At 28.4% G+C, this 24,641-nt stretch carries 25 protein-coding genes and 1 pseudogene; 17 read left to right on the top strand and 9 right to left on the bottom strand.

Annotated elements, in window-relative coordinates:
• The first annotated feature begins 123 nt into the window (after positions 1–123).
• Complete coding sequence (locus tag HF850_RS13095) at positions 124–450, top strand: thioredoxin family protein (protein WP_169105884.1); 327 nt, start codon at positions 124–126, stop codon at positions 448–450.
• Positions 451–590: 140 nt separating this feature from the next.
• Here the strand turns inward: HF850_RS13095 and HF850_RS13090 are convergent, their stop codons facing one another.
• A complete protein-coding gene (locus HF850_RS13090; protein WP_169105883.1) occupies positions 591–767 on the bottom strand; it encodes a hypothetical protein in 177 nt (58 codons plus the stop codon).
• 308 nt (positions 768–1,075) lie between these two features.
• On the opposite strand from HF850_RS13090, the gene HF850_RS13085 reads away from it, so the two are divergent.
• The 4 genes from HF850_RS13085 (at position 1,076) to scpB (ending at position 5,414) form a co-directional block, all read left to right on the top strand.
• Positions 1,076–2,206 carry a glycerate kinase gene (locus HF850_RS13085; RefSeq protein ID WP_169105882.1) on the top strand — a complete coding sequence of 377 codons (1,131 nt, stop codon included), beginning with the start codon at positions 1,076–1,078 and terminating at the stop codon, positions 2,204–2,206.
• A gap of 191 nt (positions 2,207–2,397) precedes the next feature.
• Positions 2,398–3,750, top strand: a complete 1,353-nt coding sequence (locus HF850_RS13080) for a D-alanyl-D-alanine carboxypeptidase family protein (protein WP_243159497.1) — start codon at positions 2,398–2,400, stop codon at positions 3,748–3,750.
• Between the two features lie 234 nt (positions 3,751–3,984).
• Positions 3,985–4,725: a segregation/condensation protein A gene (locus HF850_RS13075; protein WP_169105881.1), complete on the top strand. Its 741-nt coding sequence runs from the start codon at positions 3,985–3,987 to the stop codon at positions 4,723–4,725.
• The gene (gene scpB / locus HF850_RS13070) at positions 4,725–5,414 is read left to right on the top strand and encodes an SMC-Scp complex subunit ScpB (protein ID WP_169105880.1); all 690 of its coding nucleotides are present in this window, start codon (positions 4,725–4,727) and stop codon (positions 5,412–5,414) included. Before HF850_RS13075 ends, scpB begins: the two co-directional genes overlap by 1 nt.
• 107 nt (positions 5,415–5,521) lie before the next feature.
• Here scpB and ytfJ read toward each other — a convergent pair whose 3' ends face one another.
• Positions 5,522–6,007 (bottom strand): GerW family sporulation protein, encoded by a 486-nt coding sequence (gene ytfJ, locus HF850_RS13065; RefSeq protein ID WP_169105879.1) that lies wholly within the window; start codon positions 6,005–6,007, stop codon positions 5,522–5,524.
• 9 nt (positions 6,008–6,016) lie between these two features.
• On the bottom strand, positions 6,017–6,505 hold the full coding sequence (locus HF850_RS13060) for a DUF2953 domain-containing protein (RefSeq protein ID WP_243159498.1): 489 nt from the start codon (positions 6,503–6,505) through the stop codon (positions 6,017–6,019).
• Between the two features lie 215 nt (positions 6,506–6,720).
• Here HF850_RS13060 and HF850_RS13055 point away from each other — a divergent pair, with 215 nt between their 5' ends.
• The 7 genes from HF850_RS13055 (at position 6,721) to HF850_RS13030 (ending at position 13,652) form a co-directional block, all read left to right on the top strand.
• Positions 6,721–7,611, top strand: coding sequence for a D-alanyl-D-alanine carboxypeptidase family protein (locus tag HF850_RS13055; protein WP_169105877.1), 891 nt, complete (start codon positions 6,721–6,723; stop codon positions 7,609–7,611).
• 212 nt (positions 7,612–7,823) lie between these two features.
• Complete coding sequence (locus HF850_RS13050) at positions 7,824–9,347, top strand: hypothetical protein (RefSeq protein WP_169105876.1); 1,524 nt, start codon at positions 7,824–7,826, stop codon at positions 9,345–9,347.
• 213 nt (positions 9,348–9,560) lie between these two features.
• Positions 9,561–9,713, top strand: coding sequence for a hypothetical protein (locus HF850_RS15885; protein WP_243159496.1), 153 nt, complete (start codon positions 9,561–9,563; stop codon positions 9,711–9,713).
• Between the two features lie 108 nt (positions 9,714–9,821).
• The gene (locus HF850_RS13045; protein WP_243159495.1) at positions 9,822–10,412 is read left to right on the top strand and encodes an SIR2 family protein; all 591 of its coding nucleotides are present in this window, start codon (positions 9,822–9,824) and stop codon (positions 10,410–10,412) included.
• Between the two features lie 114 nt (positions 10,413–10,526).
• A complete protein-coding gene (mscL, locus tag HF850_RS13040; protein ID WP_169105875.1) occupies positions 10,527–10,985 on the top strand; it encodes a large conductance mechanosensitive channel protein MscL in 459 nt (152 codons plus the stop codon).
• Positions 10,986–11,165: 180 nt separating this feature from the next.
• The gene (locus HF850_RS13035; RefSeq protein ID WP_169105874.1) at positions 11,166–12,737 is read left to right on the top strand and encodes a GGDEF domain-containing protein; all 1,572 of its coding nucleotides are present in this window, start codon (positions 11,166–11,168) and stop codon (positions 12,735–12,737) included.
• 231 nt (positions 12,738–12,968) lie between these two features.
• Positions 12,969–13,652 carry a DUF554 domain-containing protein gene (locus HF850_RS13030; protein ID WP_169105873.1) on the top strand — a complete coding sequence of 228 codons (684 nt, stop codon included), beginning with the start codon at positions 12,969–12,971 and terminating at the stop codon, positions 13,650–13,652.
• Between the two features lie 87 nt (positions 13,653–13,739).
• Here the strand turns inward: HF850_RS13030 and HF850_RS13025 are convergent, their stop codons facing one another.
• The 3 genes from HF850_RS13025 to HF850_RS13015 form a co-directional block, all read right to left on the bottom strand.
• Complete coding sequence (locus HF850_RS13025) at positions 13,740–15,077, bottom strand: MATE family efflux transporter (protein ID WP_169105872.1); 1,338 nt, start codon at positions 15,075–15,077, stop codon at positions 13,740–13,742.
• A 223-nt stretch (positions 15,078–15,300) separates the two neighbouring features.
• Positions 15,301–16,557 (bottom strand): FAD-dependent oxidoreductase, encoded by a 1,257-nt coding sequence (locus HF850_RS13020; protein WP_169105871.1) that lies wholly within the window; start codon positions 16,555–16,557, stop codon positions 15,301–15,303.
• 9 nt (positions 16,558–16,566) lie between these two features.
• A complete protein-coding gene (locus HF850_RS13015) occupies positions 16,567–18,105 on the bottom strand; it encodes a recombinase family protein (RefSeq protein WP_169105870.1) in 1,539 nt (512 codons plus the stop codon).
• A gap of 199 nt (positions 18,106–18,304) precedes the next feature.
• Between HF850_RS13015 and HF850_RS13010 the strand changes: the two genes are divergently transcribed.
• Complete coding sequence (locus HF850_RS13010) at positions 18,305–18,454, top strand: hypothetical protein (protein ID WP_169105869.1); 150 nt, start codon at positions 18,305–18,307, stop codon at positions 18,452–18,454.
• A gap of 434 nt (positions 18,455–18,888) precedes the next feature.
• Positions 18,889–19,512 (top strand): hypothetical protein, encoded by a 624-nt coding sequence (locus tag HF850_RS15880; RefSeq protein ID WP_169105868.1) that lies wholly within the window; start codon positions 18,889–18,891, stop codon positions 19,510–19,512.
• A 48-nt stretch (positions 19,513–19,560) separates the two neighbouring features.
• On the opposite strand, the gene HF850_RS13000 is transcribed toward HF850_RS15880, so the two are convergent.
• On the bottom strand, positions 19,561–20,286 hold the full coding sequence (locus tag HF850_RS13000; protein WP_169105867.1) for a hypothetical protein: 726 nt from the start codon (positions 20,284–20,286) through the stop codon (positions 19,561–19,563).
• 362 nt (positions 20,287–20,648) lie between these two features.
• Here HF850_RS13000 and HF850_RS12995 point away from each other — a divergent pair.
• Positions 20,649–20,726, top strand: a pseudogene (locus tag HF850_RS12995) (U32 family peptidase); the annotation flags it as partial.
• 85 nt (positions 20,727–20,811) lie between these two features.
• Here HF850_RS12995 and HF850_RS12990 read toward each other — a convergent pair.
• Positions 20,812–21,801, bottom strand: a complete 990-nt coding sequence (locus HF850_RS12990) for a sulfide/dihydroorotate dehydrogenase-like FAD/NAD-binding protein (RefSeq protein WP_169105866.1) — start codon at positions 21,799–21,801, stop codon at positions 20,812–20,814.
• Between the two features lie 449 nt (positions 21,802–22,250).
• Here HF850_RS12990 and HF850_RS12985 point away from each other — a divergent pair, with 449 nt between their 5' ends.
• Positions 22,251–23,654, top strand: coding sequence for an amino acid permease (locus tag HF850_RS12985; RefSeq protein ID WP_169105865.1), 1,404 nt, complete (start codon positions 22,251–22,253; stop codon positions 23,652–23,654).
• Positions 23,655–23,739: 85 nt separating this feature from the next.
• On the opposite strand, the gene greA is transcribed toward HF850_RS12985, so the two are convergent.
• Positions 23,740–24,204 (bottom strand): transcription elongation factor GreA, encoded by a 465-nt coding sequence (greA, locus tag HF850_RS12980; RefSeq protein WP_169105864.1) that lies wholly within the window; start codon positions 24,202–24,204, stop codon positions 23,740–23,742.
• Positions 24,205–24,392: 188 nt separating this feature from the next.
• On the opposite strand from greA, the gene HF850_RS12975 reads away from it, so the two are divergent.
• Complete coding sequence (locus HF850_RS12975) at positions 24,393–24,593, top strand: DUF1846 domain-containing protein (protein ID WP_347564437.1); 201 nt, start codon at positions 24,393–24,395, stop codon at positions 24,591–24,593.
• Positions 24,594–24,641: the final 48 nt, after the last annotated feature.

Below are 24,641 nucleotides of genomic sequence, written 5' to 3'. Positions count from 1 at the left end.
GAATGTGCAGATAACGGGATTAGTCTAGAGTCTACCATTTCCAAATTAGGACTAGTAGCTTAAATTTTTCCTATTTAATGCACAAGTCTAGTAATTAAAATAATTATAATAGGATGTGTTTAAATGAATAAAGTGAATGATAGCTGTAAAGTTGCAGAAATTATAAATAATAGTAGAATGTCTGTAGTTTATTTTACGGGAATGGATTGTGGAGCTTGTGAAGTTATTAAATTCAAGGTTGAAGAAATATTAAAAAAGTATGATAAAATTGAGGCTTGTGAAATAAATGGGGAGCAACATAAAGATATATGTGCAGAATATGGAGTATTTTCAGTACCTATATTTCTACTTTTTATAGATGGAAAGGAAAGCATAAGAGTAGGGAGAAATGTTAATCTTTTAGATCTTGAAAATAAAATAGATAGGTATTATAGCATGATTTTTGAATAATTTCATCTATACCATAAAATGTGTTATATTAGATTAAATCAATTTAGAAAATTTCCATGAAAGTTATTAAATATTAGAAAAAAAAGCTATTGTAGAATAATATTAAAATTAATTCTATAATAGCTTTTTGAAGTTTAAACTTATTTATATAAATGATTTTCAATAATACTTTTTATATTTTTTTCATCTTGTTTATATATACAGTTCTTTTCTATATTATTGTATAAAGCTAGGATTGAATCCTTGTCCAACATTGGGTTTTGTTCAATAAGTAGCTCCAGACATTCTCTTTTTAATTTTTCATCTGTTGTAATCATGGAAATCACCTCCTCATATTACATTAATGTACATTACTAATATTATAGTACATCAAATGTAGTAATAGTGCAAATGATAATGTTTACTAAAGAACTTAAGAATAACGGAATATTATATTTTTGTACAAGATATTATAGATATCTCTTCAGTTTTTATTATTTTATATTGAATTATATAAGTGGTATAGTTATAAGAATAAGAATAATAATAATAATATTGTTTAAAGAAATAGTTCTATTAAAATATAAATAAGTAAAGAGATTTAATTAAATTTTTTTTATTCTAAGATAGTTTAGGAGGAAATTTTATGAAATTTGTTTTGGCACCAGATTCTTTTAAGGAGAGTATGACTTCAAAAGAAGCATGTGATGCAATGGAAAGAGCAATTAAAAAGGTTATAAAGGATGCAGAATGTGTTAAAGTTCCTATGGCAGATGGGGGAGAAGGAACTACTACATCATTGGTAGATGGTAGTAATGGAGAAATTTTCACTACAGAAGTAACAGGACCTATAGGAGATAAAGTTGAAGCCATTTATGGAATAATGGGAGATAAAGAAACTGGAATTATTGAAATGGCAATGGCAAGTGGAATACAGCTTGTAAAAAGAGAAGAAAGAAATCCGCTTATAGCTACTACATATGGTACAGGAGAACTTATAAAAGCATTATTGGATAAAGGTGTTAAGCGTATTCTTCTTGGAATAGGAGGAAGTGCTACTAATGATGGTGGAGCAGGTATGGTTCAGGCTTTAGGTGGTAGATTACTAGATAAGGATGGAAATGAAGTAAAGTTTGGCGGAGGGCATTTACATGAAATTGAAAAAATTGATTTGAGTAATTTAGATATTAGATTAAAAGATGTAAAAATTGAAGTTGCATGTGATGTTACTAATCCATTCATTGGTGAAAATGGAGCATCTAGAATTTTTGGGCCACAAAAAGGTGCTGATGAGGAAATGGTTCAATTGTTAGATGATAATCTTGCTCATTTTGCAGAAGTTATAAAAAGAGAGCTTGGAAGAGATATTGTCAATGTACCTGGAGCAGGTGCAGCTGGTGGACTTGGTGGAGCACTTCTGGCTTTCTTAAATGCTGAATTAAAAAGAGGAATCGAGATGGTTATACAGCATACTAATTTAAGAGAAAAAGTTGAAGGTGCAGATTTTGTGTTTACTGGAGAAGGCAGTATAGATGGCCAGACTTTATTTGGAAAAACTCCAATTGGTGTTGCTAAAACTGCAAAAGAAGCAGGGGCTAAAGTAATAGCATTTGCAGGAAGAGTGGCTGATGATGCTGATACCTTATATGATGGAGGAATTGATAGTATATTTTGTATCTTAAATGAATTAACTTCCTTAGATAATGCATTAGAAAATGGTGCTCATAATTTAGAAAAAACAGTTGAAAATGTAGTTAGAATATTAGCTCTAAAATAATTTATATAGCTTCCATAGAGGTAGTAAAAAGTAAAACTATTTCTATGGGAGTTTTTGTTATACTTAAGCTTGTGAGAATAAAAAAGGTTTTTCTTGATTAAATTTCCATGGTATTTTCTTAAGAGAGTTTTATATAATATGTGATATTATTTCTTCTAATGGTAACACTAAGTTTGAAGGGAGGAAGCAAAATGAAATTAAAACTTAAAAAAATATTATCTTTTGCTTTAATTTTTATTTTTACTATAATGCTTTTACCTATAAATTTAGTGTATGCTATTACTATTAATCCTCAAGAAAATAGTGAAGAAGATAAAAGCACTGAATATAGTTCTGTATATGGTGAATATGAGGAAGATAGAAATTATATTTATATTGATTCAGATAGTATTGCTGAAGAAGAGTATACAGAAACTGAAGCAAAAAGTGAAGAACCAAAAACTGATGAGTCAAAGTCTGACAGTAACAACATAGAAGCAAGATCAGCTTTGCTTATGGAGCCTACAACTGGTAAGGTTATATATGAAAAAAATGCTGATGAGAAATTTGCACCTGCTTCTGTAACAAAAATCATGACTATGCTTTTAACTATGGAAGCAGTAGACAGTGGAAAGATAAGTCTTGATGATAAAGTAACATGTAGTGAAAATGCCAAAAAGATGGGTGGAAGCACAATGCTTCTAGATACTGGAGAAATAAGAACAGTTGAAGAACTGCTAAAAGGTGTTGCAATAGCTTCTGGTAATGATGCAGCAGTAGCACTTGCTGAGTATTTAGGTGGAACTGAACAGGATTTTGTAGCTATGATGAACAAGAGATGCGAAGAATTAGGAATGAAGAATACTACATTTAAGAATTGTAATGGACTTCCTGCAGAAGGGCATTTATCAACTGCAAATGATATTGCTACAATGTCTAAGGAATTATTAAAACATCCACAAATATTAAAGTATACAGGAACATATATGGATACTATTACAGAAGGAAGAAAATCTCCAATTGAACTTGTAAATCATAATAAGTTAGTTCGTTTCTTTGATGGTTGTGATGGTTTAAAAACAGGGTTTACAAATGAAGCAAAATATTGCATAAGTGCAACTGCAACAAGAAATAATGTAAGAATGCTTTCTGTAATAATGGGAGCACCAACTTATAAAATAAGAAATCGTGATGCTTCAATTCTTTTAAATTATGGATTTTCTAAATATGAGGGTAAAAAGATTGTAGCTAAAGATGAAGATGTAGATAAAGTATTTATTGATGAGCAGACAGAAAAATACTTTATGGCAAAGGCAAAAGAAGATTTAAATGCTGTAGTTCCTAAAGGTTGTGGAAAAGATATTCAAAAGAAAGTGGTTATAGATGAATTAAAGAATCAATACAGCCAGGGAGAAATAGTAGGTAAATGTGAACTTTATTTAGGAGAAGATAAAGTAGGAGAAGTTGATATTTATTCAGATAGAGATATAAAGAAAGGCAATATATTTGAAAATATCAAGTATAATATAAAAAATATCTTTAAAGATAAAGAGGATAAAGAATAGGTAGTATTAATTAAAATATATATGTGACAAGTGGATAGTTAATAAAAAATCTGCATGAGTGTGTAAGACTTTGCAGATTTTTTTAATTGTATATAATTTTGAGAAAATTATAAATTGCTAGATAACTAGTTTAAATGTTATAATAGTATAGTTTAAAATAAAAATATAATGTGATTTTTTATAAAAAGATTTATGTTAAAAAAGCAAATTATAAATGGAGGAAAGAGGAACCTTATGGAACTTCCTAAGATTAAAATAAATGACTTTGAAGGACCTTTTGATTTATTATTGCATTTAATAAAGAAGAATCAAATGAGTATTTACAATGTTAAAATATATGAAATAACAACACAATATTTAAATTATCTGAATGAAATGAAAGAAATGGATCTTGAAATTACATCAGAATTTATAGTTGTAGCGGCTACATTAATTGAAATAAAATCAAAACATTTACTTCCTAAACCTAAAAAAGAAGAGGAGGAGGAAGAAGATTCAGAAAAGAATTTATTGGAAAAGCTTATTTTATATAAGAAAATAAAAAGTGTATCAGCATTTTTTAAGGAAAGATACACAAATTCTGGAGAAGTTTATGGTAAAAAGCCAGAAGTGATTGAAGAAGTAAAAGATGCTCATGATAATGATGATATTTTAAAAAATTTAAATTTATTGCAACTTTATGCAATGTTTAATAATCTTATTGAAATATATAATAATAAACAGAATAGAGCTAATGTAATTCAAAAAAGAATATTTGTTGATAAATATAAAATAGAAGATAAACTTGACTTTATAATGGATAAAATAACACATGAACAGGTAAATTCATTTAAAGAGCTTGTTGAGAAGTGTGAGTGCAAAATGGAATGTATAGTTACATTTTTAGCATTACTTGAAATGATAAAGCAAAGGATGGTAAAGGTATATCAAAGTGAAAACTTTGCTAATATACTTATTGAAAGGAGAGTAGAATAATGGATAAGAGTATAGGAATACAGATTCTTTTCATGGATGATGAGAGCAAAAATGCAATGAAATCTGCAATAGAATCTTTGTTATTTGCTAGTGGTGAACCTCTAAGTCTTTCAGATTTATCAAATCATTTAGAGGAAAAATCAAAAAATGTAGAAGCAGTTCTTCAGGAAATGATTGAGGAATATGAAAATACAACATCAAGAGGAATAAAGCTAATAAGTATAAAAGGAAAATATCAGCTTGTAACTAAAGGTAAAAATGCAGATTATCTTCAAAAACTATTGAAAAAAAATAAAAGACAGTCATTATCTCAAGCATCTATAGAAAGCCTTGCAATAATAGCATATAAGCAGCCTATAACAAGAGTTGATATAGATGAAATAAGAGGGGTTAAATCTGAAAGTGCTGTAAATAAACTTATAGAAAGAGACCTTATAAAAGAAGTTGGTAGACTTGAAGTTCCAGGAAGACCTATTTTATATGGAACTACTGAAGAATTTTTAAGACAGTTTGAATTAAAGGATTTAAAAGACCTACCTTCACTAGATTTCTTTGGACAGGATGAAGAGGTTTTGTCAGAAGATAATAATGAAAGTTATTCAGAGGAGCTTAAGCAGGAACTGCAACAGGATATAGATATTTTAGAAGGCGAAGAAGATGATGAAGATTTTAATTCTTCAGATTTATAGCTTTAAAGTAATATTATAAAAACAGAAGTAAAGACAATGTTTTTCATAATAAAAACATTGTCTTTACTTTATTTAAATTAGGAGCCTGTTAAAAATTATGATTATTTTTAGTTACAGTTGCTACTGTCAATTTTGGAAGTATTACTAACTTCATCATTATTATTTCCATTTTCAGAGTTTATATTCGTTTTTTTCTTAGATTTATTACAAATATCCTTCATAAATCCTGAAATCATATCAATTACCTGAGGAACGTTATCAAAAATCCTATCATATGGAGTATCATGATCTACAGGAAGTAATCTTACAGAATCATCTTTTATAATTAAAAATGCAACTGGCCTTACTGAAACACCAGCACCAGAACCTCCACCAAAAGGATAGGCATCATCTTCAACATGTGTTGTAGGAGAAGAAAATTCACTTCCACCAGAAACAAATCCAAAATTTAATTTTGAAACAGGTATTATGCATGTGCCATCTTTTGTTTGAACAGGGTCTCCTATTACGGTATTAACATCAACCATATCACGAAGATTTTCCATAGTACTCTTCATTAAGTTTTCTACTGGTTTTTCATACGAATCTGACATATATTCCCCTTAATTATCAGGGGTCACCTCCTTAGAATTAAGTACATACTTAAAAACAATTGTAGTTATATATATAAGTTCTGCAAGTGATAAAAAAATTATACTTGATGTATCATAATCTAAAAAATATTCATCCTCAAATAGTGGTTTTATTTCAAATTTAAATTTTTTAATTTTAAATATTAAATTTAGCAATATATATAGTGGAGTATTAATGTTATTTAAAATTCCAAAGGAAATTGCTGTTTTGAATGCATCATTTAAGGAATAACTTAAATAAGAGTCAATATATAGTGTTGGCTTAAAATGTCTATGATATAGTTTTGATAAAAAAATTTTAAAATTTTCTTTTTTAAATTTAATATTTTTTTTACTTTTTTTTATTGGAGGAGATATTTTTTCTTTTGAATTTTTATTTTTTCTGTTATATATTTTATTTTTAGAAACTATAGTAAAACCATAGATTTTTATATAATAGTCTTCAAAGGAAAAATGCATATCAAATTTAAAAGGTATAGGAACAAAAAGTAAAAATAAAATAATTAATAAAATAAAAAATAGTAAATTCATAATATTCCTCCAATAAACTTTACTTCAAAAGTATTACCAATTTATCAAGAATTTAAACATATTAATTAATAAAAAATATGTTTAAAAAATTTTGAGGATGAAATACTAGTGTTAAATAGAAAAATGAATGGAGTGACTAATTAATGAAAAAGGTATTTAAGAATATAATTATAATCCTTGTCAGTATATTAGTTGTTGAAATAATACCTTTAGAAGTTAAGTGTGCAAATGCAGATACTGTAGAAAAATCAACTACAGTTACTAATAATAAAGATAGTAAATTCAGAGTAAATGCACGATGTGCAATTGCATTAGATAAGGAGAGTAAAGAAGTTCTATATGAACAAAATGCATATGAATTAGTTCCTATGGCAAGTACAACAAAAATTTTAACAAGCCTTATTGCAATAGAGCAAGGAGACTTAGACAGAGTTGTAAAGATAAGTAAAAAGGCAGCAAGTATAAGAGGATCAAAGGTAGGATATAAGGAAAATGAAGAAATAACATTAAGAGAACTTACTTTTGGACTTATGTTTAAGTCTGGAAATGATGCGGCAATTGCTATAGCTGAATCACTTGGCGGCAGTGTTGAAGGATTTGCAGACATAATGAATCATTATGCAAGAAGCATAGGAATATTAGATTCTCATTTTGAATCACCTCATGGTTTAGATAGTAATGAGCATTTCTCAACTGCTTATGACTTAGCTATTTTAACATCTAAAGGAATGGATTATGATTTATTTAGAGAAATTGTAGGAAGCAAGTCTATTACTAGAGATAAATATAATTTTACACGAGATTATAACAATATAAATAAGATTTTATGGAAGATACCTGGTGCCAATGGTGTAAAAACTGGTTATACAGGTCAAGCAGGAAAATGCTTAGTTTCAAGTGTAAATAATAATGGAAAAGATATAATTATAGTTGTGTTAAACTGTCCAGATAGATGGAATGTAACAGATAAGATTTATAAACATGTAATGGAAACTGTAGCATTTGGAAATCATAATGTGAAAGAATTAATTTAACATTAGAACTATAACAAACAGATACTCCTTTTCATGTATTAATGTATAAACTTATGAAGAGGAGTGGTGTTATGTTAATATTAAAAAAACTTAACAAGATAAGTGGATTTAATAATGGCAAAGTAGTAGAAAATATATTTGATTTTTATTATGACAAATAAACACTCTTTTTCATATATTAAAGTATAAACTTATGAAAAGGAGTGTTCTTTATGTTAGGATTTAAAAAACTAAATGAAATAAATGGTTTTGATGAAGCTAATTTAAATAATGCTAAACAGAATAATTATGCCTGGTCAATGGCTGAATTTGGAGATTATATGTATGTTGGGACTGGAAGAAATATAGCAGCAGTTACTATCCAACTATTAGGTGAGGGTGCAAAAGTTCCACTTTTAATAAGATCTGATAAAATTGAAAATAATGCTGAGATATGGAGATATAAAAAAGATGGAACAAGAGAATGGGAACGTGTATATAAAGCATCTGCAGAAGAGAATATAGCTGGTTTTAGGTATATGATAGTTCATGCTTCAGAAAATAGTACTCCTGCATTATATGCAGCTTCATTTGCCTTTAGAAATGACCCTAATGGAGTTACTGTTTTAAAAACTACAGATGGTAGCAATTGGACAAAAGTTGGTGGACATTTAGAAGGTGGTTCATCAAGAGCAATGGTTTCATTTAATGGAAATTTATATATATCAACTATTGAGTCAGCAATTGGTGGTGAAAGATCTTTATTATATGTAAGTAAAGATCCAGAATTTTTCGATTTTGAATTAGTAATTGATTACAATTCTCCAGAATATATAAAAGAAAAAAATCCTATGGGTGGAATTGATAACATGGAGGTGTTTAATAATAAGTTATATATTAGTGTAGCTTCGAATGAAGGATTAGAAGTATGGAGAAGTAATACTGATATGCCAAAATTAAACGAATGGACTCGTGTTATAGATAAAGGATTTGGAGATGGATTAAATAAAAATTCTTTAGCAATGGGAGTATATAAGGATCACTTGTATATAACAGCAGTAAAAGGTGTTCCTCTAGTTCTTTTGATACCAATTGGAGCAGAAGTAGTAAGAATTGATAAGGATGATAAATGGGAACTTGTAGTAGGAGGAGACCCTATAATTAAGACTGAACCTGTTACAGGAACAAGAACAAAGAGTATTTCAGGCTATGATGGAGGATTTTCTAATCCATTTAATGTTTATGTATGGCAGATAAGAGAATTTAAAGATAAACTTTTTGCAACTACCTTTGACCATGGTTCTAATATAGAGGTTTTGAGAGATATAGTATTAAAGAATAGAGATATGTTAATAAGTGCTGTTGGAGAAGGATTGTATAATCTTATAATAAAATTATATGATACAATATTAAATTTATTTAACAGAATAAATTATCCAAGAGGCTTTAATATGTATATGTCTAATGATGGTGTTCATTTTATGCCAATATCTTTGGATGGACTTGGAAATGGAAATAATTATGGAGGAAGAATATTAATGGTTAGTTCTGATAATGATCTTTATGTAGGAACTGCTAATCCATATGATGGATGTGAAGTATTAAAGAATAAAACTATCGATCCTAGAACTTATGGAATGAATGCTAATCAAAATTGGAATGAATTCAAAAAGAATTTATCAGAAGTATTAGGTGAAATAGAGGAAGACTATAATAATATATTGAATGCTTTTGCAAATAATAATAAAATAAATTAAAGAAAATTTAACGAAAAATGTAACAAAGGGGGCTATTTATTAGCCTCTAATTTTTAATAAACTCACTAAAGAATATTTAAGATATATTTGTACATATAATATTAGAAAGTAAAGCTAATTGGAATATAACTTTTATCTAATTATTTATATAAATGATTTACATGCTTTTAATAAAGGTATTTATAATTAAAATAGATATTTGTAGGTGTAAAGATGGATTTCTATGAAATGATAAATGAAATAAAAATAGCATTAAAAAATGATAAACTTGTAATATTTATTGGGGCTGGAATTTCAAAAAATTCGGGGGGCTCAACTTGGGGACAGACAGTAAGAATGTTTGCAGAAAGAATAGGATATCCATAACGTAGGCTTACTACAGATGAATATATTAGAATACCACAATATTTTTATGGAATAGATAAATCAGAAAATCATGAAGAATATTACAGAACAATACTTAAATCATTAAACTTGAATGCAAAGCCTAATATAATTAATAAACTTATAAATGAAATCCATCCTAAGCATATTGTAACAACAAATTATGATAAGCTTATAGATGAAGTGGCAGAAGGTTATGAAGTAATAACAGCAGATAAGGATTTTTTTAAAGCAAAAGGAAACAGTTACTTAATTAAAATGCATGGAGATATTGATGATGTAAGGAATATAGTATTTAAGGAAGATGATTATTTACAATATTCAGAGACACATAGAGTAATGGAGGTTTTTTTGAAATCTTTGCTTATTGATCACGTATTTTTATTTGTAGGTTATTCATTAAATGATTATAATTTGAATACTTTTACTAGCTGGATTGATTATATAGCACAAGAAATGAATATAAAAGAATCCATACATAAGAATTATTTCTTGTCTAGCAGTGCCCAAGCTGGAACTGATTATCTAAAAACATATTATGAAAATAAGGGACTTCATGTTATTGATATGTTTAATATACCAGGTGAAATAGAAGAACAGGTTAAGAAGGTAAAACTTAAAGATGAATTAGGAAGAAGGACATATGCAGTACTTAGCCAGCTTAAGGAAAATAAAATATAGTATTTAAGAGTAAATTGTAGTACTTATTAAGATGGTGTATAATAAATTTTTGTGAAAACAAATAAATTTAATCTGTGTATAGATAAGTACACGATATACAAAGGAGAAATTTACATGTGGAAAGAATTTAAGGAATTTGCCATGAAGGGAAATGTAGTAGACATGGCTATTGGTGTTGTTATTGGGGGTGCTTTTGGTAAAATTGTAACATCTTTAGTAAATGATATTATAATGCCTTTAGTTGGAAGTTTGATTGGTAAAGTTGATTTTTCCAATCTATATATAAATTTAAGTGGACAGCATTTTAATTCTTTACAAGAAGCTCAAGCAGCTGGTGCTGCTACTGTAAATTACGGTTTATTCTTAAATAATTTAATTAACTTTTTCATAATTGCATTTTCTATATTTATAGTACTAAAACAAGCAAATAAAATTAAAAGTTTTGCTATAAAGAAAGAAGAAACAGAAGTTAAAGTTACAGAGAAGGATTGTCCTTATTGCTTTACAAAAATAGATATAAAAGCTACTAGATGCCCTCATTGCACTTCTATTTTAGAGGAAACAAATAACTAAAGAATATATTGGTATTTTAGTATAATTTTCAGCCTATTCAAGAGTAAATTTTTTGCAACATATTTAATGACATAATAAAAACAATCGAGTATAATTAATGAAGATACTTTTTTCATTTAATGACATAATAGGACAAAAGAGTATAATTTATGAGGGGATTTTTTATATTGGAGAGGCTATATGGATAAGTATTCGGTTGTTGCGGATGTATTAGGAATAATTATATGTTGCATTATTCTGTACGGAACTTTATTTGAAACAAAATCAAAAGATAAGCGAAGAATCAGTCTTGTATATACTATTTTGTTTGCAATGGTTCAGAGTGGGGTTAATATTTTGTACTGTCTCAACAAGACGGATTCAAACTCTTACTGGTTTATAGCCAGTATTTATATTGTAACAGGACCTGGATCTTTAATTGGAGCTACTTTTTTTATGAATTATATGAGGTACATACTAGAAAGCTATGGAGTAGATATAGCTAAGAAGGCAAAAGCTTTTGCAATATATGCATATATATCAAGTGGTATTGTAATTGCTATAGTTGCTCTTAAGTTGATTTTTTATCTTGATAATGGCGAGGTGCTTTTTTTACCAGGAATCCATGTTTTTGGAGGTTTGCTTGTTGCAGGGGTCGTCTTTTACTTTGTGATTGTTTTTTCTATTATGAAGAGGGTAAGTAAACGTATTTTTTTTATATTAATTGGTTATATATTTCTACCTATAGTTATAAGTGTAATTTTGGCTATCTTCTTTCCAAAGTACATTTTGGGATTTGCTGTTAAGGATATTACACTGGTACTGTTATATGTCATGCTCCAATCCAATATACAGGATTCTAGTGAGCAGGAAAAACTGGAGTATTTCCGATCAATGTCAGGGATTTATCATACATTATATGTAATTGATTTTGATAAGAAAACATTTTTTGAATTTGGTGCAGCAAAATTTATTCATGAATATGTAAATAAACATAAAGAATTAGGAGTACAGGAAATTATTTGGGGTGTTATGGAAAAAAGTATATGTGAGGCCCACAGAGAGGCGATTAAAAAGTTTGTAGATTTTTCTACTCTAGAAGAACGCATGAAAGGAACCAACATGATTAATATTGAACTTATAACTGTTGATAAAAGATGGTTTAGTTTCAGTTTTATACGAATTGGGAAGGAAAAGGATGGATTAAAGAAGGCGTTTTTTACATCCCTTGATATTGATGATATTAAACGTAAAGAGGATAAACTTATTTTGATGTCCAATACAGACCAATTGACACATTTATATAATCGTAATGCATATGAAACTTACTTGAAAGAAGTTGAAGCAGAGGGGGTTCCAGATGATTTGATTTATGTCAGCTGCGATTTAAATGGATTGAAGATTGTCAATGATACATTGGGGCATGATGCAGGAGATGAACTAATTATTCAAATGGCAGAATGCTTGACAGAATCATTTGCTTCCTATGGAAAAGTTTATCGTATTGGTGGAGATGAATTTATTATTATACTTCAAGCTACATTAGAGGAATATAAGGAAATGCTTGCAAAACTTAAGAAATTACAAACAAATTGGCATGGTAGTTTTGCTGATGAACTTAGCAGTTCTATTGGTATGGTAAGTGCTAAAGAAGTTGTTGGTGGAAGCATAGTAGACATGCATAAAATAGCAGATGAGAGAATGTATGAATGCAAAAGGGAGTATTATCAGTTAAAAGGCATCAACCGTCAAGGACATAAAATTGATGTTTAATACTTAAATAAAATTTGTACAATAATGAAAGAGATAGCATTAAGATTAATATGATTAAAATGCTATCTCTTTTTATATAAGTAGAGTATTTATATTATGATAATTGATAGTTTAGTTGGAATATATAATATGTATTCAAAACTTTCTTACAAATATATACATTGACTACCTGCTAGTATAGGATGTATCTTTATTTCTGGAAAAATAAAATTACATAGAGGTGAGAAAAAATTGGGTATAATTGTAAATGTTGGAGCTATTATAATAGGAACTATAGGAGGAGTTCTTGTCAAGAAAGGAATTAAAAAAGAATATGAGAGTGCTTTATTTAATGCAATGGGGTTTGTAGCAGTACTGTTAGGAATAAATGCTGCTGTAAGTCATATGTCTCAAAGTAAGTATCCAGTTTTATTTATAGTAAGTCTTGCTGTTGGGAGTCTTATAGGTTCTGTGATAAATATTGATGATAAATTTCAAAAACTTGTAGGAAAGTTTTCTAAATCAAATCTTGGACAAGGATTATCTACTGCAATACTTCTTTGCTGCATAGGGACTTTATCAATATTAGGTCCAGTATTAAGTGCTATTTATGGAGATAATACATATTTATATACTAATGCAACATTAGACTTTGTAAGTTTTATGGTATTTGCAGCTACATACGGAATTGGAATGATGTTTGCGGCTCCAGTTTTATTTGTTTGGCAAGGAAGTATTTATATGATAGCTAAATTTTTGTCAGGAGGATTTTTTACTACTGAATTAGTAGCAGAATTATCTATTGTTGGAGGGGTACTTATTGCTGCTTCAGGATTAAGTATTTTAAAAATTAAGGATTGTAAGACATTGAATATGCTTCCAGCTTTATTTATACCAATAATATTCTTTTTAGTAAAAGGATTTTTTGGATTATAGGAATTTTAGATTTTAACATATGTACATAATTAAAAAAGAGCAGTGATGCTCTTTTTTGTATTTAAAGGAAAATAAACTTATACATTCTTATATGACAGACTTGCTTTTCCATTTGCCACTTTTATATCTTATTACTGAAATTGTTGAAGCTAGTATCCATCCACATGGAATAGCCCACCATATTGCAGATTGACCAATAAGAAAAGCTAATGTATATGCAAATATTATCCTTGTAGAAAGATTAGTTAGTGTACTTAAAAGGAATATCTTCATATCTCCACTACCTCTTAAAATACCATTGGTGATTACCATAAGTCCCATGAAAAAGTAAAATAAAGATACAATTTTCATATATTGAACTCCAATATCAATTACACTAGAATTTGAAGATGAATTTACAAAAAGTCCTATCAATTTATGACCGAATAAGAAGAGAGTTATAGCAGTGAAGGCACAAAATCCTCCAATTATTATAAGAGCTCCTTTGTATCCATTTTTTATTCTTTCAGGTTTATTAGCGCCTATATTTTGCCCGGTAAAAGTTGAAACAGCATTACTCATATTTACCATAGGTAGGATTGTGATAGAATCAATTTTTATAGCAGCCGCATATCCTGCAATAACAATAATTCCATAAGAATTTACAAGAGCCTGTACAAAGAGATTTCCAATAGATACTATAGACTGTTGTAATATTGATGGAATAACAATTTTAAACATATTCTTTAGTATGCTCAAATCAAAGAAAATAATTTTTTCCTTATAGTGCATATTTTTTATTGATTTTAATAAGAAAAGCAAGCTTAATACAGCAGAAATTATTTGGCACATAAAAGTAGCATAAGCAGCACCAGCAACCCCCATTTGAAATTTTATTACAAATAGTAAGTCAAGAATAATATTCAAAAAAGAAGATAATATAAGAAATAGAAGAGGAGTTTTTGAATTCCCAAGGGCATTGAATGATGAATTAATTATATTGTATACAAAAAGAAAAACGACACCCCAGAAATATATTTTCATATAAATACATGATTGTTCAAATATATCTTTAGGTGTATTTATAAGACTCAAAATATTTGAATAAAAAATTACTCCCAATACCATAATTAAGAGACTGAATAGTGTGATGAATATAATTGAAGTGAATATTGAAGTTTTAACTTTATCTATGAATTTGCCTCCAAAGTATTGAGAAATAATAACCCCACAGCCTATGCCACATCCATTAGCAATAGTTATAAGTACAAAGGTAATGGGGTATGAAGCTCCAACGGCAGCCAAAGCATCAGCACCTACAAAATTTCCAACTATCATTGAATCTATTATGCTATAAAGCTGTTGAAGTATGTTACCTGCAATCATTGGAAGAGAAAAAAATAATAATATCTTTGAAGGATTTCCTACAGTCATATCCTTGATCATAAAAAGGTCACTCCTATGGATAATTAATGTAAATATGAAGCATATGCTTAATGTAAATACAAATAATTATATATAAATATTGATGGTATATTATATTGAGATATGTATTACAAAAGGACTTACTATTATAGATATAAATTAATAAGCCCTTTTATAGTGTTTAATAATTAAGTTTTATTTCTATAACGCCAGATAATCATAATATTTTATATAATTTTAGGCTTTAGCATAATTTCTGCTCAAAAACATTATCAAGATTTAATTTCTTAATTCTTTTTTCTATTTCAGAAGTATCTGTTGAATAAAGTCCTTGTTCTTGCATTCTCTTAAAATATTGTGCACCAGCAAAAGTATATCTTAACTTACGCCCTTCGCGAGTTGTAGATTTTTCATTTTCATATGAAATTAAATCACCAATTGCTATAGATGATGGAAGTATAAGTAGTGGAATTCCAAGAGCTAATCTTACAGCATTATGTCCAGCTAAACTTCCAGTACAGATAGCTTCAGTATGTCCTACAAAAAGCCCACTTTTTTCACCTGCACACAATAAGTTATCAACTCCAATAACTCTTAAATCATTAGTTCTAGGTGCAACTGAAAGATAACGTATTGAATTCCCTTTACTTCCTGCGTATGGATCAACATATTTGACATTCTCAAGACCTTTTATTTTACGAAGTTTATGAAGAGGATAATATGTTGTCATTAATTTAGCATGTCCTGTATCTAATAAAACTATATTTTCTGCAAATTCTTTTAATGCATATTGCTGACATACCTTAGTTTCAAGTTTTCCATAATTAATATCTTCTGGTGGAACTTTAAGAACAACAACTCCTTTTGTATCAAGTTCATTTTTTATATCATCAGAAAGACTTTCTTTTGCTAGTTTACATGAACCTGAAAATGCTCCTAATATATCGTCACCACGTTCGCCTTGAATGTCAGGTACACCACATCTTCCGCTTATACTTATTCTTGGTCCAAAGGCTGGACATCTTAGCACACACATTGAGCATCCATTGCCATATCGTAAACAGTTTCCCATAGGTCCTGTAGTTCCAGTAGTTTCTATAAATATATCACCTTTAATATATGTGCCATCACTTAAATAAACACCGTACAGTTTACCATCTTTAAAGTTAACATCACTTACTCTGCTTTCCATCATAAGTTTTATGCCTTTTGATTTTAAGTATTTAGAAACTTCGCCTTCAATCATATTTACATTATATAAAGTAGCATGTTTATGGCCTGGAAAATCTATATTTGTATGAGTAGAAACTCTATCTGTAATTTTTATAAGGTCACCAGCACCTAAAGCAATAAGTTCTTCAGAAGCGGTATACCTTCCATTGTTACGCATAATTCCGCCAACATTTCCAAGACCTAAAAGAAGATCAGTCTTTTCAATAATTGTAACATCTGCTCCAGCTTTTTTTGCAGTTAAACCAGCTGCGCATTCTGTCCACCTCAAATACCTGCACTAAATATTAAAGACTACATGAAAATCATTATTACCATCAAATCTAATTTCTGAAATTATATTTCCTATCTCAATTTGTTTTTCTTCCATAGTTAGTTGATCCCAGTTGGATAGAAGAGTTTTTATATTATCTTGAAGAGTATCTACGTTCATAGTATCTATACTATCAAGAATATTTTCTCTTTCTAGGCTGAGGAGCCTATTATTTAAATCATCATTTTCTTCTGATATAGAGTTCATTTTATTTGCTATTTTTTGAGCAGCACTTCCTTCAAGTAAGATAAGTTTATCTGTTAACGAATCTAAAATTTTATTATTCTTATTGATTTTATTTTGTATTTCTTTTATTTCTGCTTTTATATTTTTTTTAGGTTTCTTATCTATGTAGTCATTTAAGATAGATTCATCACGAGATATATTTTTTAGCATTTCTAATACATCTTCTTCAAGATATCTTACATTAATCCATTTAGCTGTACATCTATATAAACTAGATATGCTTGTTGAGTGCTGGCGGGAGCATCTAAAATAAAAAGTCTTAGTTCCATCTTTACGCATACGTCCTGCTGTTATGTGCATTCCATTTCCACAAGAGCATTTTACTTTATGGGCAAGAAAAGAAAACTGAGATATTCTAGGTCTTTTTTCTAATCCTTTTCTTTTTCTTATTTCATTTGCTTTAATCCATGTAGATGATGATATTGGAGCTTCATGTAGACTTACTGATGCAAACATTCCTATTGCATTAAATGATTTCTTTCCACTCCTTGAGCGTGGTCGTCTATTGTAGGGAAGATAGCCGCATCCATTAAGTTTACCAAAGACTTTATAGCCAATACTTTCTAGATAGTGTTTGCTGTCATTATCAGATTTACAGTAAACAGGGTTTGTTAATATACCACTTATAGTTCTAGTTGGAATATTCAATAATTTTGATATATTATGTGCAGAGTGGTTATTTGCAGCCATTTCAAATATAGATTGAATTTTAATGCGCCATTCAGGTATTAACTCTAAATACATTGCAGTCTTATCACCATTAGGAAGCCTTACTGATCTATAGCCAGTAGGAGGGGTTCCCCCAGACCATCTTCCTATTTTAGCAAGGGAAGACATATTATCCTTAACTCTTTGAGATATATTCATTCTCTCCATTTCTGCAAAGCCAGCAATCATTGTCATCATCATTCTTCCAGCAGGGGTAGAAGGGTCAAAGCCTTCAGTAACAGAAACTAAATCAATATTGTTTTTTTCGAGTTCATCAAAAGTATTCATAAAGTCTATTATATTTCTGCCAATTCTATCAATTTTATAACATGCAATAATATCAAATTCTCTCTTTTTAGCAAGAAGCATCATCCTTTGAAATTCAGGTCTGTTTATGTTGCCACCACTAAAACCTTCATCTTGAAATACTTCAAATATGAAAGCATCATTTTTCCTATAAAAATAATCTTTACACATTTGAATTTGATTCTTTATAGATTCACCAGTATCAGTTTCCTTACTCTTCCTGCTGTATATGGCAACTTTTTTCATAGTATCACCTCATATGTTTCGTTTCTAAAAAAGCATAAAATAGTATTCATAGGATTATGCTTAAAATTCAATTTAACACTTCCTTCACAGCATCTATTATTATTTATTATTTATTTAAAAAATTTATTAGTGAAAAGTATCAAAATTATCGTATTAACAAAATTGGTAATACAAGCATATGATGGTTTGAGGTGATTTCATGCATTACAACTTACATTATGAAGTTACAAAGGAAGTTTCAAGGATAGTAACTTTAAGTTTACTAAGACTGTATGAAAATCATAAAGATGATGAAAGAATATTTCCTAATAATGAACTTAAGGAGATAGAAGATAAACAAGAAGATTAGATGATTAGTGTATAGCAAGTCATTTTAAGTATTTAAAATCCTTGGTTGAAAACTAAAAGATGAACAGGCAGATATGCCTCAGTGTTGAATTTTGTTTAGCGATAAATCATAAGACAGATAATCTACTATGGATTTTTTATTAGTTCAATTTCATTTTACAACTAGTCAAATAAAATATTTACATAATTTCTATATAATTATTTAAATAAATACATAATTCTTTAATTTGAGTTTATTGAGACTGTATGAAAATTATAAGAATAATTAAATAGTACTTTTAAGAATATATCTAATCAAAGATATAAAAGAAGATCAATATGATTAGATATTTAGTATATATTAAGTCATTTAAATATTAATGATAACTAAGGATTAAAACATAGAATTTATATGTAAAATAATGGTAAAATAATAAGTATTAGAGGAGGGATAATATGTTCAAGAAAATAATAGCTTTAATACTTATTGCAACATCTGTATATAGCGTTAGTGCATTTGCTGAGTATAATGTTACAAAAGAAGAAGCATTTAATTTTTTTCAAGATGAGGATTTTGATTATATGAAGTTTGATGAGTCTAAGATTAATATTATTCATTCTAAAGATTTTGATTGTATGGGTTTTGAAGGTGAAGTTTTTAAATTAGCTGGTATAGAAAATGATTTATATGCTTATAGCAATTATGGAATTACTTTTTATGTAGACACTAATACATGGGATATGTATAAAAAACAAGGTGGAGTAGAAGGTGAAACTTTTTCTAAAATGAGCTATCAGTTTGAAACATATCCAATAGAGGTTGGACGTTGGTCTTGGAAACGATACAGGTCGCCAGTTCATAACAATCTATGGGAGTATACAGGTTGGCAGCCTGAGAATGGTTGGCGTGGTTCTGATGATACGGGATGGAAGTATTATGATAATGGAGAAATGGATTTTGGATGGAAGAAAATTAATGGCGAATGGCACTATTTTTTGAACACTGGTAGAATGGCTACTAATTGTACTATAGATGGGTATTATTTAGGTAATGATGGTAAATGCCAATTGAATAAATAAAAAAGATATCTCAAATTTTCTTTGAGATATCTTTTTTTATATTTAATCCTAAGCTGTTATAGTTTCAACTTCACAATCAGCTTCGTCTTTTTTCTCTTCTTTAATTAATAAGTTTGCAACCTTTTGTCCAAATGGTAAAAGAATTTGAATAAATGTTCCTATAGCAATCATAGATATTACTGTTCCTAAACCTACAACTCCACCTAGTAAGAATCCACCTATTAGTAACACTGCATCCATTGTTATTCTTATAGTTCTGTATTGAGCTTTTGTTTTATCTTGAATAATAAATGGTACTATATCATTTGGTGCTACTCCTAAATTACTTGCAGATAATATTGAAAATCCAAGTGCAATTATGAAGCATCCAAAAAGTACTAATAGCATCTTAACAAATAAATTGTATTGTTCTACTGGGAAGTATGAAATAACTTTTACACCTAAATCAATGATTGGTCCTACACCTACAACACATATTATTGTTCCAATGTTAATACGTTTTCTATCTACGAATAAAATAATAGCAGTTAATGTAACTAAGATTATCATATTAGCAACTCCAGGAGTTACAGTATTAGTTCCTGCTATCATCTTAGTAATAGCTAAATCTTTTAATGGTGTTTTATTTAGAGTACTTGCAAGACCTTCAGTAAATACAGTCATAGGATCTGATCCTATTTTAGTTTTTAAGAATAATGCTACTCCAAATTGGATAACTGTCATACCCATAAAAAATAAAAATAACCTCTTTGCATAATTTGTCGCTTTCTTCATTTATATATCATCCCTTCAATGTCGTTAGTTAAAAATTGTTATTTATTCGTTTTCAATAAAGTTTGCTAAGTTGTTATTGTTTACACTAGCCGATAGAAAATATAATACACTAATTTAAATCCTTTGTCAAAAGAAAAAATTAAACTTTTTCATTTTTAGTCAAATCCATTTATTTTTAAATTAAATTTTTATTGTATTGACTTATTTTTTGAAAAATTTTTAAAAATAATTGTTAAATTTTAATGATTTTTTATTTGGGTTGTTGCTTTTGAATGATAATGCTCATATTTGGTCAATTTTAATTAATAATATATAGTTTTGTATTAATATTTTTTATATAGTAAAATGAATTATTTAGTGAAATGTGTATGTCTTACTCTGGAAGATGCTCATTAACCAATTGCTTTACAGGAAAAGATGCTAATAGAGGAGAATGTACACATAAAAAAATTATAAATAAACTTAATTACAGTAATTTGCAGAGAACAGCGCATCCAGCCCAGCCTCCACCAATAATAATAACCTTCATATAAATCTCCTCCCTTCAAAAATAGCTCTTGGGTCTAGCTGTTCTTTGCAAAATCTTTTAACTCTATGACCAGAAAATCTTGCAGTACATGCTCCACAGATGCCTTCTCCACAACACATTTTAAAATTATTACAACATGAAAGGGGTACATCATTTCTATTTATTTGATTCAAAAAATCAATAACATCGTAAGTCAGAATATCAGCACCAGCTAAATGGATATGATTTACACCATCTTTTAAAGCATCTTTTATAATAACCTTTGCATGATCAGAAAGTTGTCCCTTTTCTAAAAGACTATGCTCACTATAAGGAAGTGAGTACTTATCTAGAAAATCCTTTGCAAAATTAAAAGAAAAATTACCATTATCAATAACAATTTTGATTTCATTATTTTGAGAAACTAGTTTTCTTGTTACAGGCATCATAGGAGCAAGACCAATTCCTCTTCCTAAAATTAATGATTTTTTATTTATTTGAGCATTTATATTTCTAAGCCCAAATACACCATTCCAATAAGGACCTCTTATACATATGTTTTCATTTTCCTTTGTTTCTAAAAGTTTTGAAGTCTTTATGCCACGTATTTCTATAGCTACTGTAAGCATATCCTTATTAATATCACTGTGCATAATTGAAATAGGAACATCAAAGTATTTATTCTCGTCAGTTTGTATAAATATATAGCTGCCTGGCTTACATAAATCTATAGCAAGCTTATGAGGAACATTAAAACTAATCATTATGACAGTATCATTGTAATTTATAACTTTCTTTACCAAACAGTTATAAGATTTACGACCTTCTTTTGCCTTATTATTATTGTTATGCAATTCTTGATAAATGCAAACACCTTTCCAATTTAAGCAGTCGCAGAAGTTTTCACCCTGACATTGTGAGCAAATTAGACATTCTCCAGTTTCTGCAAGTTTACAAGGACAAAATTCAGTTCCACAATCAATGCACTCTATAGCTTCTTTAATCATTTTTACTCCTATAGATAAAATTGCTTCTCATATTAGATTATTTTAAATTTCTTAAAATGCTACCAATTTAAGAAAAAATGTTTATATTCTGTATTAAAACAATTAAAGAATAAGTGATATTTGTACTGACTAGATATAAACATATATAAAAGAAAAGTAACTAGAATTTATAATTAAAAAATCTATTTAAAGTTTATTAATATTATTGATTTAGATAATTACAGAAATAAAATTGTTATATAAATGTGCATATAGATTAAGAATGCATTAATAAATTGCTGCATTATATATAAAAATGTTAATTTAATTGTAAAAAAACATAAAAATTGTTAATAAAACGAAAAAAACAGGAGTAAAATGTTATAATTGATAAAAAAGTGTACAAATCATTGAAAATAAGTTATTATTTTAGTATAAAAATTAAATAATTTATATGGAGAGGGTAAAATATGTCACAAAATAACGATAAGAAAATTATGTGGTACACACTTGCATTTATGGCATTTTCAGGCGTTTGGGGCTTTGGAAATGTTATAAATGGATTTTCTGAGTACAATGGATTAAAAGCAATTGTATCTTGGTTAATTATTTTTGCAATCTATTTTGTACCTTATGCCTTAATGGTAGGAGAATTAGGTTCTGCTTTTAAAGAACATGGTGGAGGAGTTAGTTCGTGGATTCATGAAACGATTGGTCCAAGGCTTGCTTATTATGCAGGATGGACATATTGGATTGTTCATATGCCTTATATTTCACAAAAACCATCTAATTTCATGATAGCTACGAGCTGGGCTATATTTCAGGATGCTAGAATAAGTAAAATGAGTCCAATGCTTTTACAAGTTTCATGCCTTGTTATATTTATAATAGGGATTATAATTGCTTCAAAGGGATTAAATCCACTTAAGAAATTATCAGCACTTGCTGGAACATCAATGTTTATAATGTCTATTTTATTCATTATATTAATGATAGCTGCACCAGCAATAACTAATGCAAGCTTAAATTCAATAGACTGGTCTCTAGATACATTTATTCCAACTTTTGATGTTAAATTTTTCACTAGTCTTTCAATATTAGTGTTTGCAGTTGGAGGGTGTGAAAAGATATCACCATATGTAAATGAAATGAAAGATCCAGAAAAGGGATTTTCAAAGGGTATGATTACTTTAGCAATAATGGTAGCAGTATGTGCAATACTTGGAACTATTTCTCTTGGAATGATGTTTGATTCAAATAACATACCTAGCGATTTAATGACTAATGGTGCTTATTATGCATTCCAAAAACTTGGTGAATATTATCATTTAGGAAATTTATTTGTTATTCTTTATGCTATAACAAATATGATAGGACAACTTGCAGTTCTTATAATTTCTATAGATGCTCCACTTAGAATGCTACTTGCTAATGCTGATAGAAATTATATACCAGATGCATTATTAAAGAAAAACAAAAATGGAGCATATATCAATGGTTATAAGCTTATATTTGTAATAGTATCAATTCTTATAACAGTACCTGCTTTTGGTATAGGAAGTGTTGATGATATTGTAAAATGGCTTGTAAAATTAAATGCAGTATGTATGCCACTTAGATACTTATGGGTGTTCGTAGCCTATATTGCTCTTAAGAAGACTGGAGAAAAGTTTGGAAGAGAATATTTCTTTGTTAAAAATAGAACATTAGGAATTATTATTGGAGCATGGTGTTTTGCATTTACAGCATTTGCTTGTATAGGTGGAATGTATTCAGAAGATACATTTAAGCTTGTATTAAATATAGTTACACCATTCGTATTAATTGGATTAGGATTAATTATGCCTAAGATAGCTAAAAAATATAATAAATAATTTTTAGAAAAATAGTAAAGGACTGAATTATACTCCTTATTTAAAAGAGTATAATTCAGTCCTTACTTAATTTAATAATGATAAATTATAGTAATTCTAAAATTTCTACAGTATATTTACCACCTGGAGCATCTATTTCAACTACTTCTCCAGCTTTTTTGCCAAGAAGGGCTTTACCTAAATCAGATTCAATACTTATTTTCATATTTTCAGGATCTAAGTCCATTGTTGTAACAAGTGTTATTATAGTTTCCTCATCATCGTCATCAAATTTAACTTTTGCTTGGCTATTTACATTTAATACTGATTTATCATCATTTGAATCATCAAGTACAGTAGCTGTAGAAAGCATAGTCATTAAATATTGAATTCTATTATCATTTTCTCTATAATTTGCACATGCTTCTTTATATTCTGCATTTTCAGAACGGTCACCGTGAGCTGCAGCAATTAATTTTTCCTTTGCTATTTCAGCTCTTTTAACTGTCATTCTATATTCAAGTTCTTCTTGAAGCTTTTTCATATTTTCTAATGTGAGTACATTATTCATTATTGGAACCTCCCCTATAATTTATTCTTTTACTATTATATAATATATAAAAAAAAATTAAAGCTTATTTAATATAATACGATAAATTTCATAATCAGAAATCATACTTAGAAAAAATAATTTACAATTATTAATTTTTATGGAATAATAAATAAATATATTATAAAAATTTAAAAAGAGGTAAAGTAATGAAAATAGGTTTTGATCATGAAAAATATTTAGAAGAACAATCAAAGTACATATTAGAAAGAGTAGACAGATACGATAAGTTATATTTAGAATTTGGAGGAAAGCTATTTAACGATCGTCATGCCATGAGATGTTTGCCAGGTTTTGATGAAAATGCAAAGATTAAATTATTGATAAATTGCAATAACAAATTGAACTAATTTCTATATATGACTTAAATGCTTGAATTTACTTATGCTATATAGATT

The organism is Clostridium sp. SM-530-WT-3G (genome assembly GCF_012843905.1).
Lineage (GTDB): Bacteria > Bacillota > Clostridia > Clostridiales > Clostridiaceae > Clostridium.
The sequence above is the reverse complement of the archived record's forward strand: the minus strand, read 5'-3'. Positions and strand labels throughout refer to the sequence as shown.

What these genes read in the sequence shown, in the direction of transcription:
- HF850_RS13060 (WP_243159498.1), bottom strand. Translation starts at nt 6,505, where the DNA reads ATGCATTTTTCCTTTGAAGACTATTATATAAAAATCTATGGTTTTACT.
- HF850_RS15880 (WP_169105868.1), top strand. Translation starts at nt 18,889, where the DNA reads ATGTTCAAGAAAATAATAGCTTTAATACTTATTGCAACATCTGTATAT.
- HF850_RS13000 (WP_169105867.1), bottom strand. Translation starts at nt 20,286, where the DNA reads ATGAAGAAAGCGACAAATTATGCAAAGAGGTTATTTTTATTTTTTATG.
- ytfJ (WP_169105879.1), bottom strand. Translation starts at nt 6,007, where the DNA reads ATGTCAGATTCGTATGAAAAACCAGTAGAAAACTTAATGAAGAGTACT.
- HF850_RS13025 (WP_169105872.1), bottom strand. Translation starts at nt 15,077, where the DNA reads ATGATCAAGGATATGACTGTAGGAAATCCTTCAAAGATATTATTATTT.
- HF850_RS13035 (WP_169105874.1), top strand. Translation starts at nt 11,166, where the DNA reads ATGGATAAGTATTCGGTTGTTGCGGATGTATTAGGAATAATTATATGT.
- HF850_RS13085 (WP_169105882.1), top strand. Translation starts at nt 1,076, where the DNA reads ATGAAATTTGTTTTGGCACCAGATTCTTTTAAGGAGAGTATGACTTCA.
- HF850_RS13050 (WP_169105876.1), top strand. Translation starts at nt 7,824, where the DNA reads ATGTTAGGATTTAAAAAACTAAATGAAATAAATGGTTTTGATGAAGCT.
- HF850_RS13010 (WP_169105869.1), top strand. Translation starts at nt 18,305, where the DNA reads ATGCATTACAACTTACATTATGAAGTTACAAAGGAAGTTTCAAGGATA.
- HF850_RS12985 (WP_169105865.1), top strand. Translation starts at nt 22,251, where the DNA reads ATGTCACAAAATAACGATAAGAAAATTATGTGGTACACACTTGCATTT.
- HF850_RS13080 (WP_243159497.1), top strand. Translation starts at nt 2,398, where the DNA reads ATGAAATTAAAACTTAAAAAAATATTATCTTTTGCTTTAATTTTTATT.
- HF850_RS13095 (WP_169105884.1), top strand. Translation starts at nt 124, where the DNA reads ATGAATAAAGTGAATGATAGCTGTAAAGTTGCAGAAATTATAAATAAT.
- scpB (WP_169105880.1), top strand. Translation starts at nt 4,725, where the DNA reads ATGGATAAGAGTATAGGAATACAGATTCTTTTCATGGATGATGAGAGC.
- mscL (WP_169105875.1), top strand. Translation starts at nt 10,527, where the DNA reads ATGTGGAAAGAATTTAAGGAATTTGCCATGAAGGGAAATGTAGTAGAC.
- HF850_RS13075 (WP_169105881.1), top strand. Translation starts at nt 3,985, where the DNA reads ATGGAACTTCCTAAGATTAAAATAAATGACTTTGAAGGACCTTTTGAT.
- HF850_RS12990 (WP_169105866.1), bottom strand. Translation starts at nt 21,801, where the DNA reads ATGATTAAAGAAGCTATAGAGTGCATTGATTGTGGAACTGAATTTTGT.
- greA (WP_169105864.1), bottom strand. Translation starts at nt 24,204, where the DNA reads ATGAATAATGTACTCACATTAGAAAATATGAAAAAGCTTCAAGAAGAA.
- HF850_RS13015 (WP_169105870.1), bottom strand. Translation starts at nt 18,105, where the DNA reads ATGAAAAAAGTTGCCATATACAGCAGGAAGAGTAAGGAAACTGATACT.
- HF850_RS12975 (WP_347564437.1), top strand. Translation starts at nt 24,393, where the DNA reads ATGAAAATAGGTTTTGATCATGAAAAATATTTAGAAGAACAATCAAAG.
- HF850_RS15885 (WP_243159496.1), top strand. Translation starts at nt 9,561, where the DNA reads ATGGATTTCTATGAAATGATAAATGAAATAAAAATAGCATTAAAAAAT.
- HF850_RS13090 (WP_169105883.1), bottom strand. Translation starts at nt 767, where the DNA reads ATGATTACAACAGATGAAAAATTAAAAAGAGAATGTCTGGAGCTACTT.
- HF850_RS13055 (WP_169105877.1), top strand. Translation starts at nt 6,721, where the DNA reads ATGAAAAAGGTATTTAAGAATATAATTATAATCCTTGTCAGTATATTA.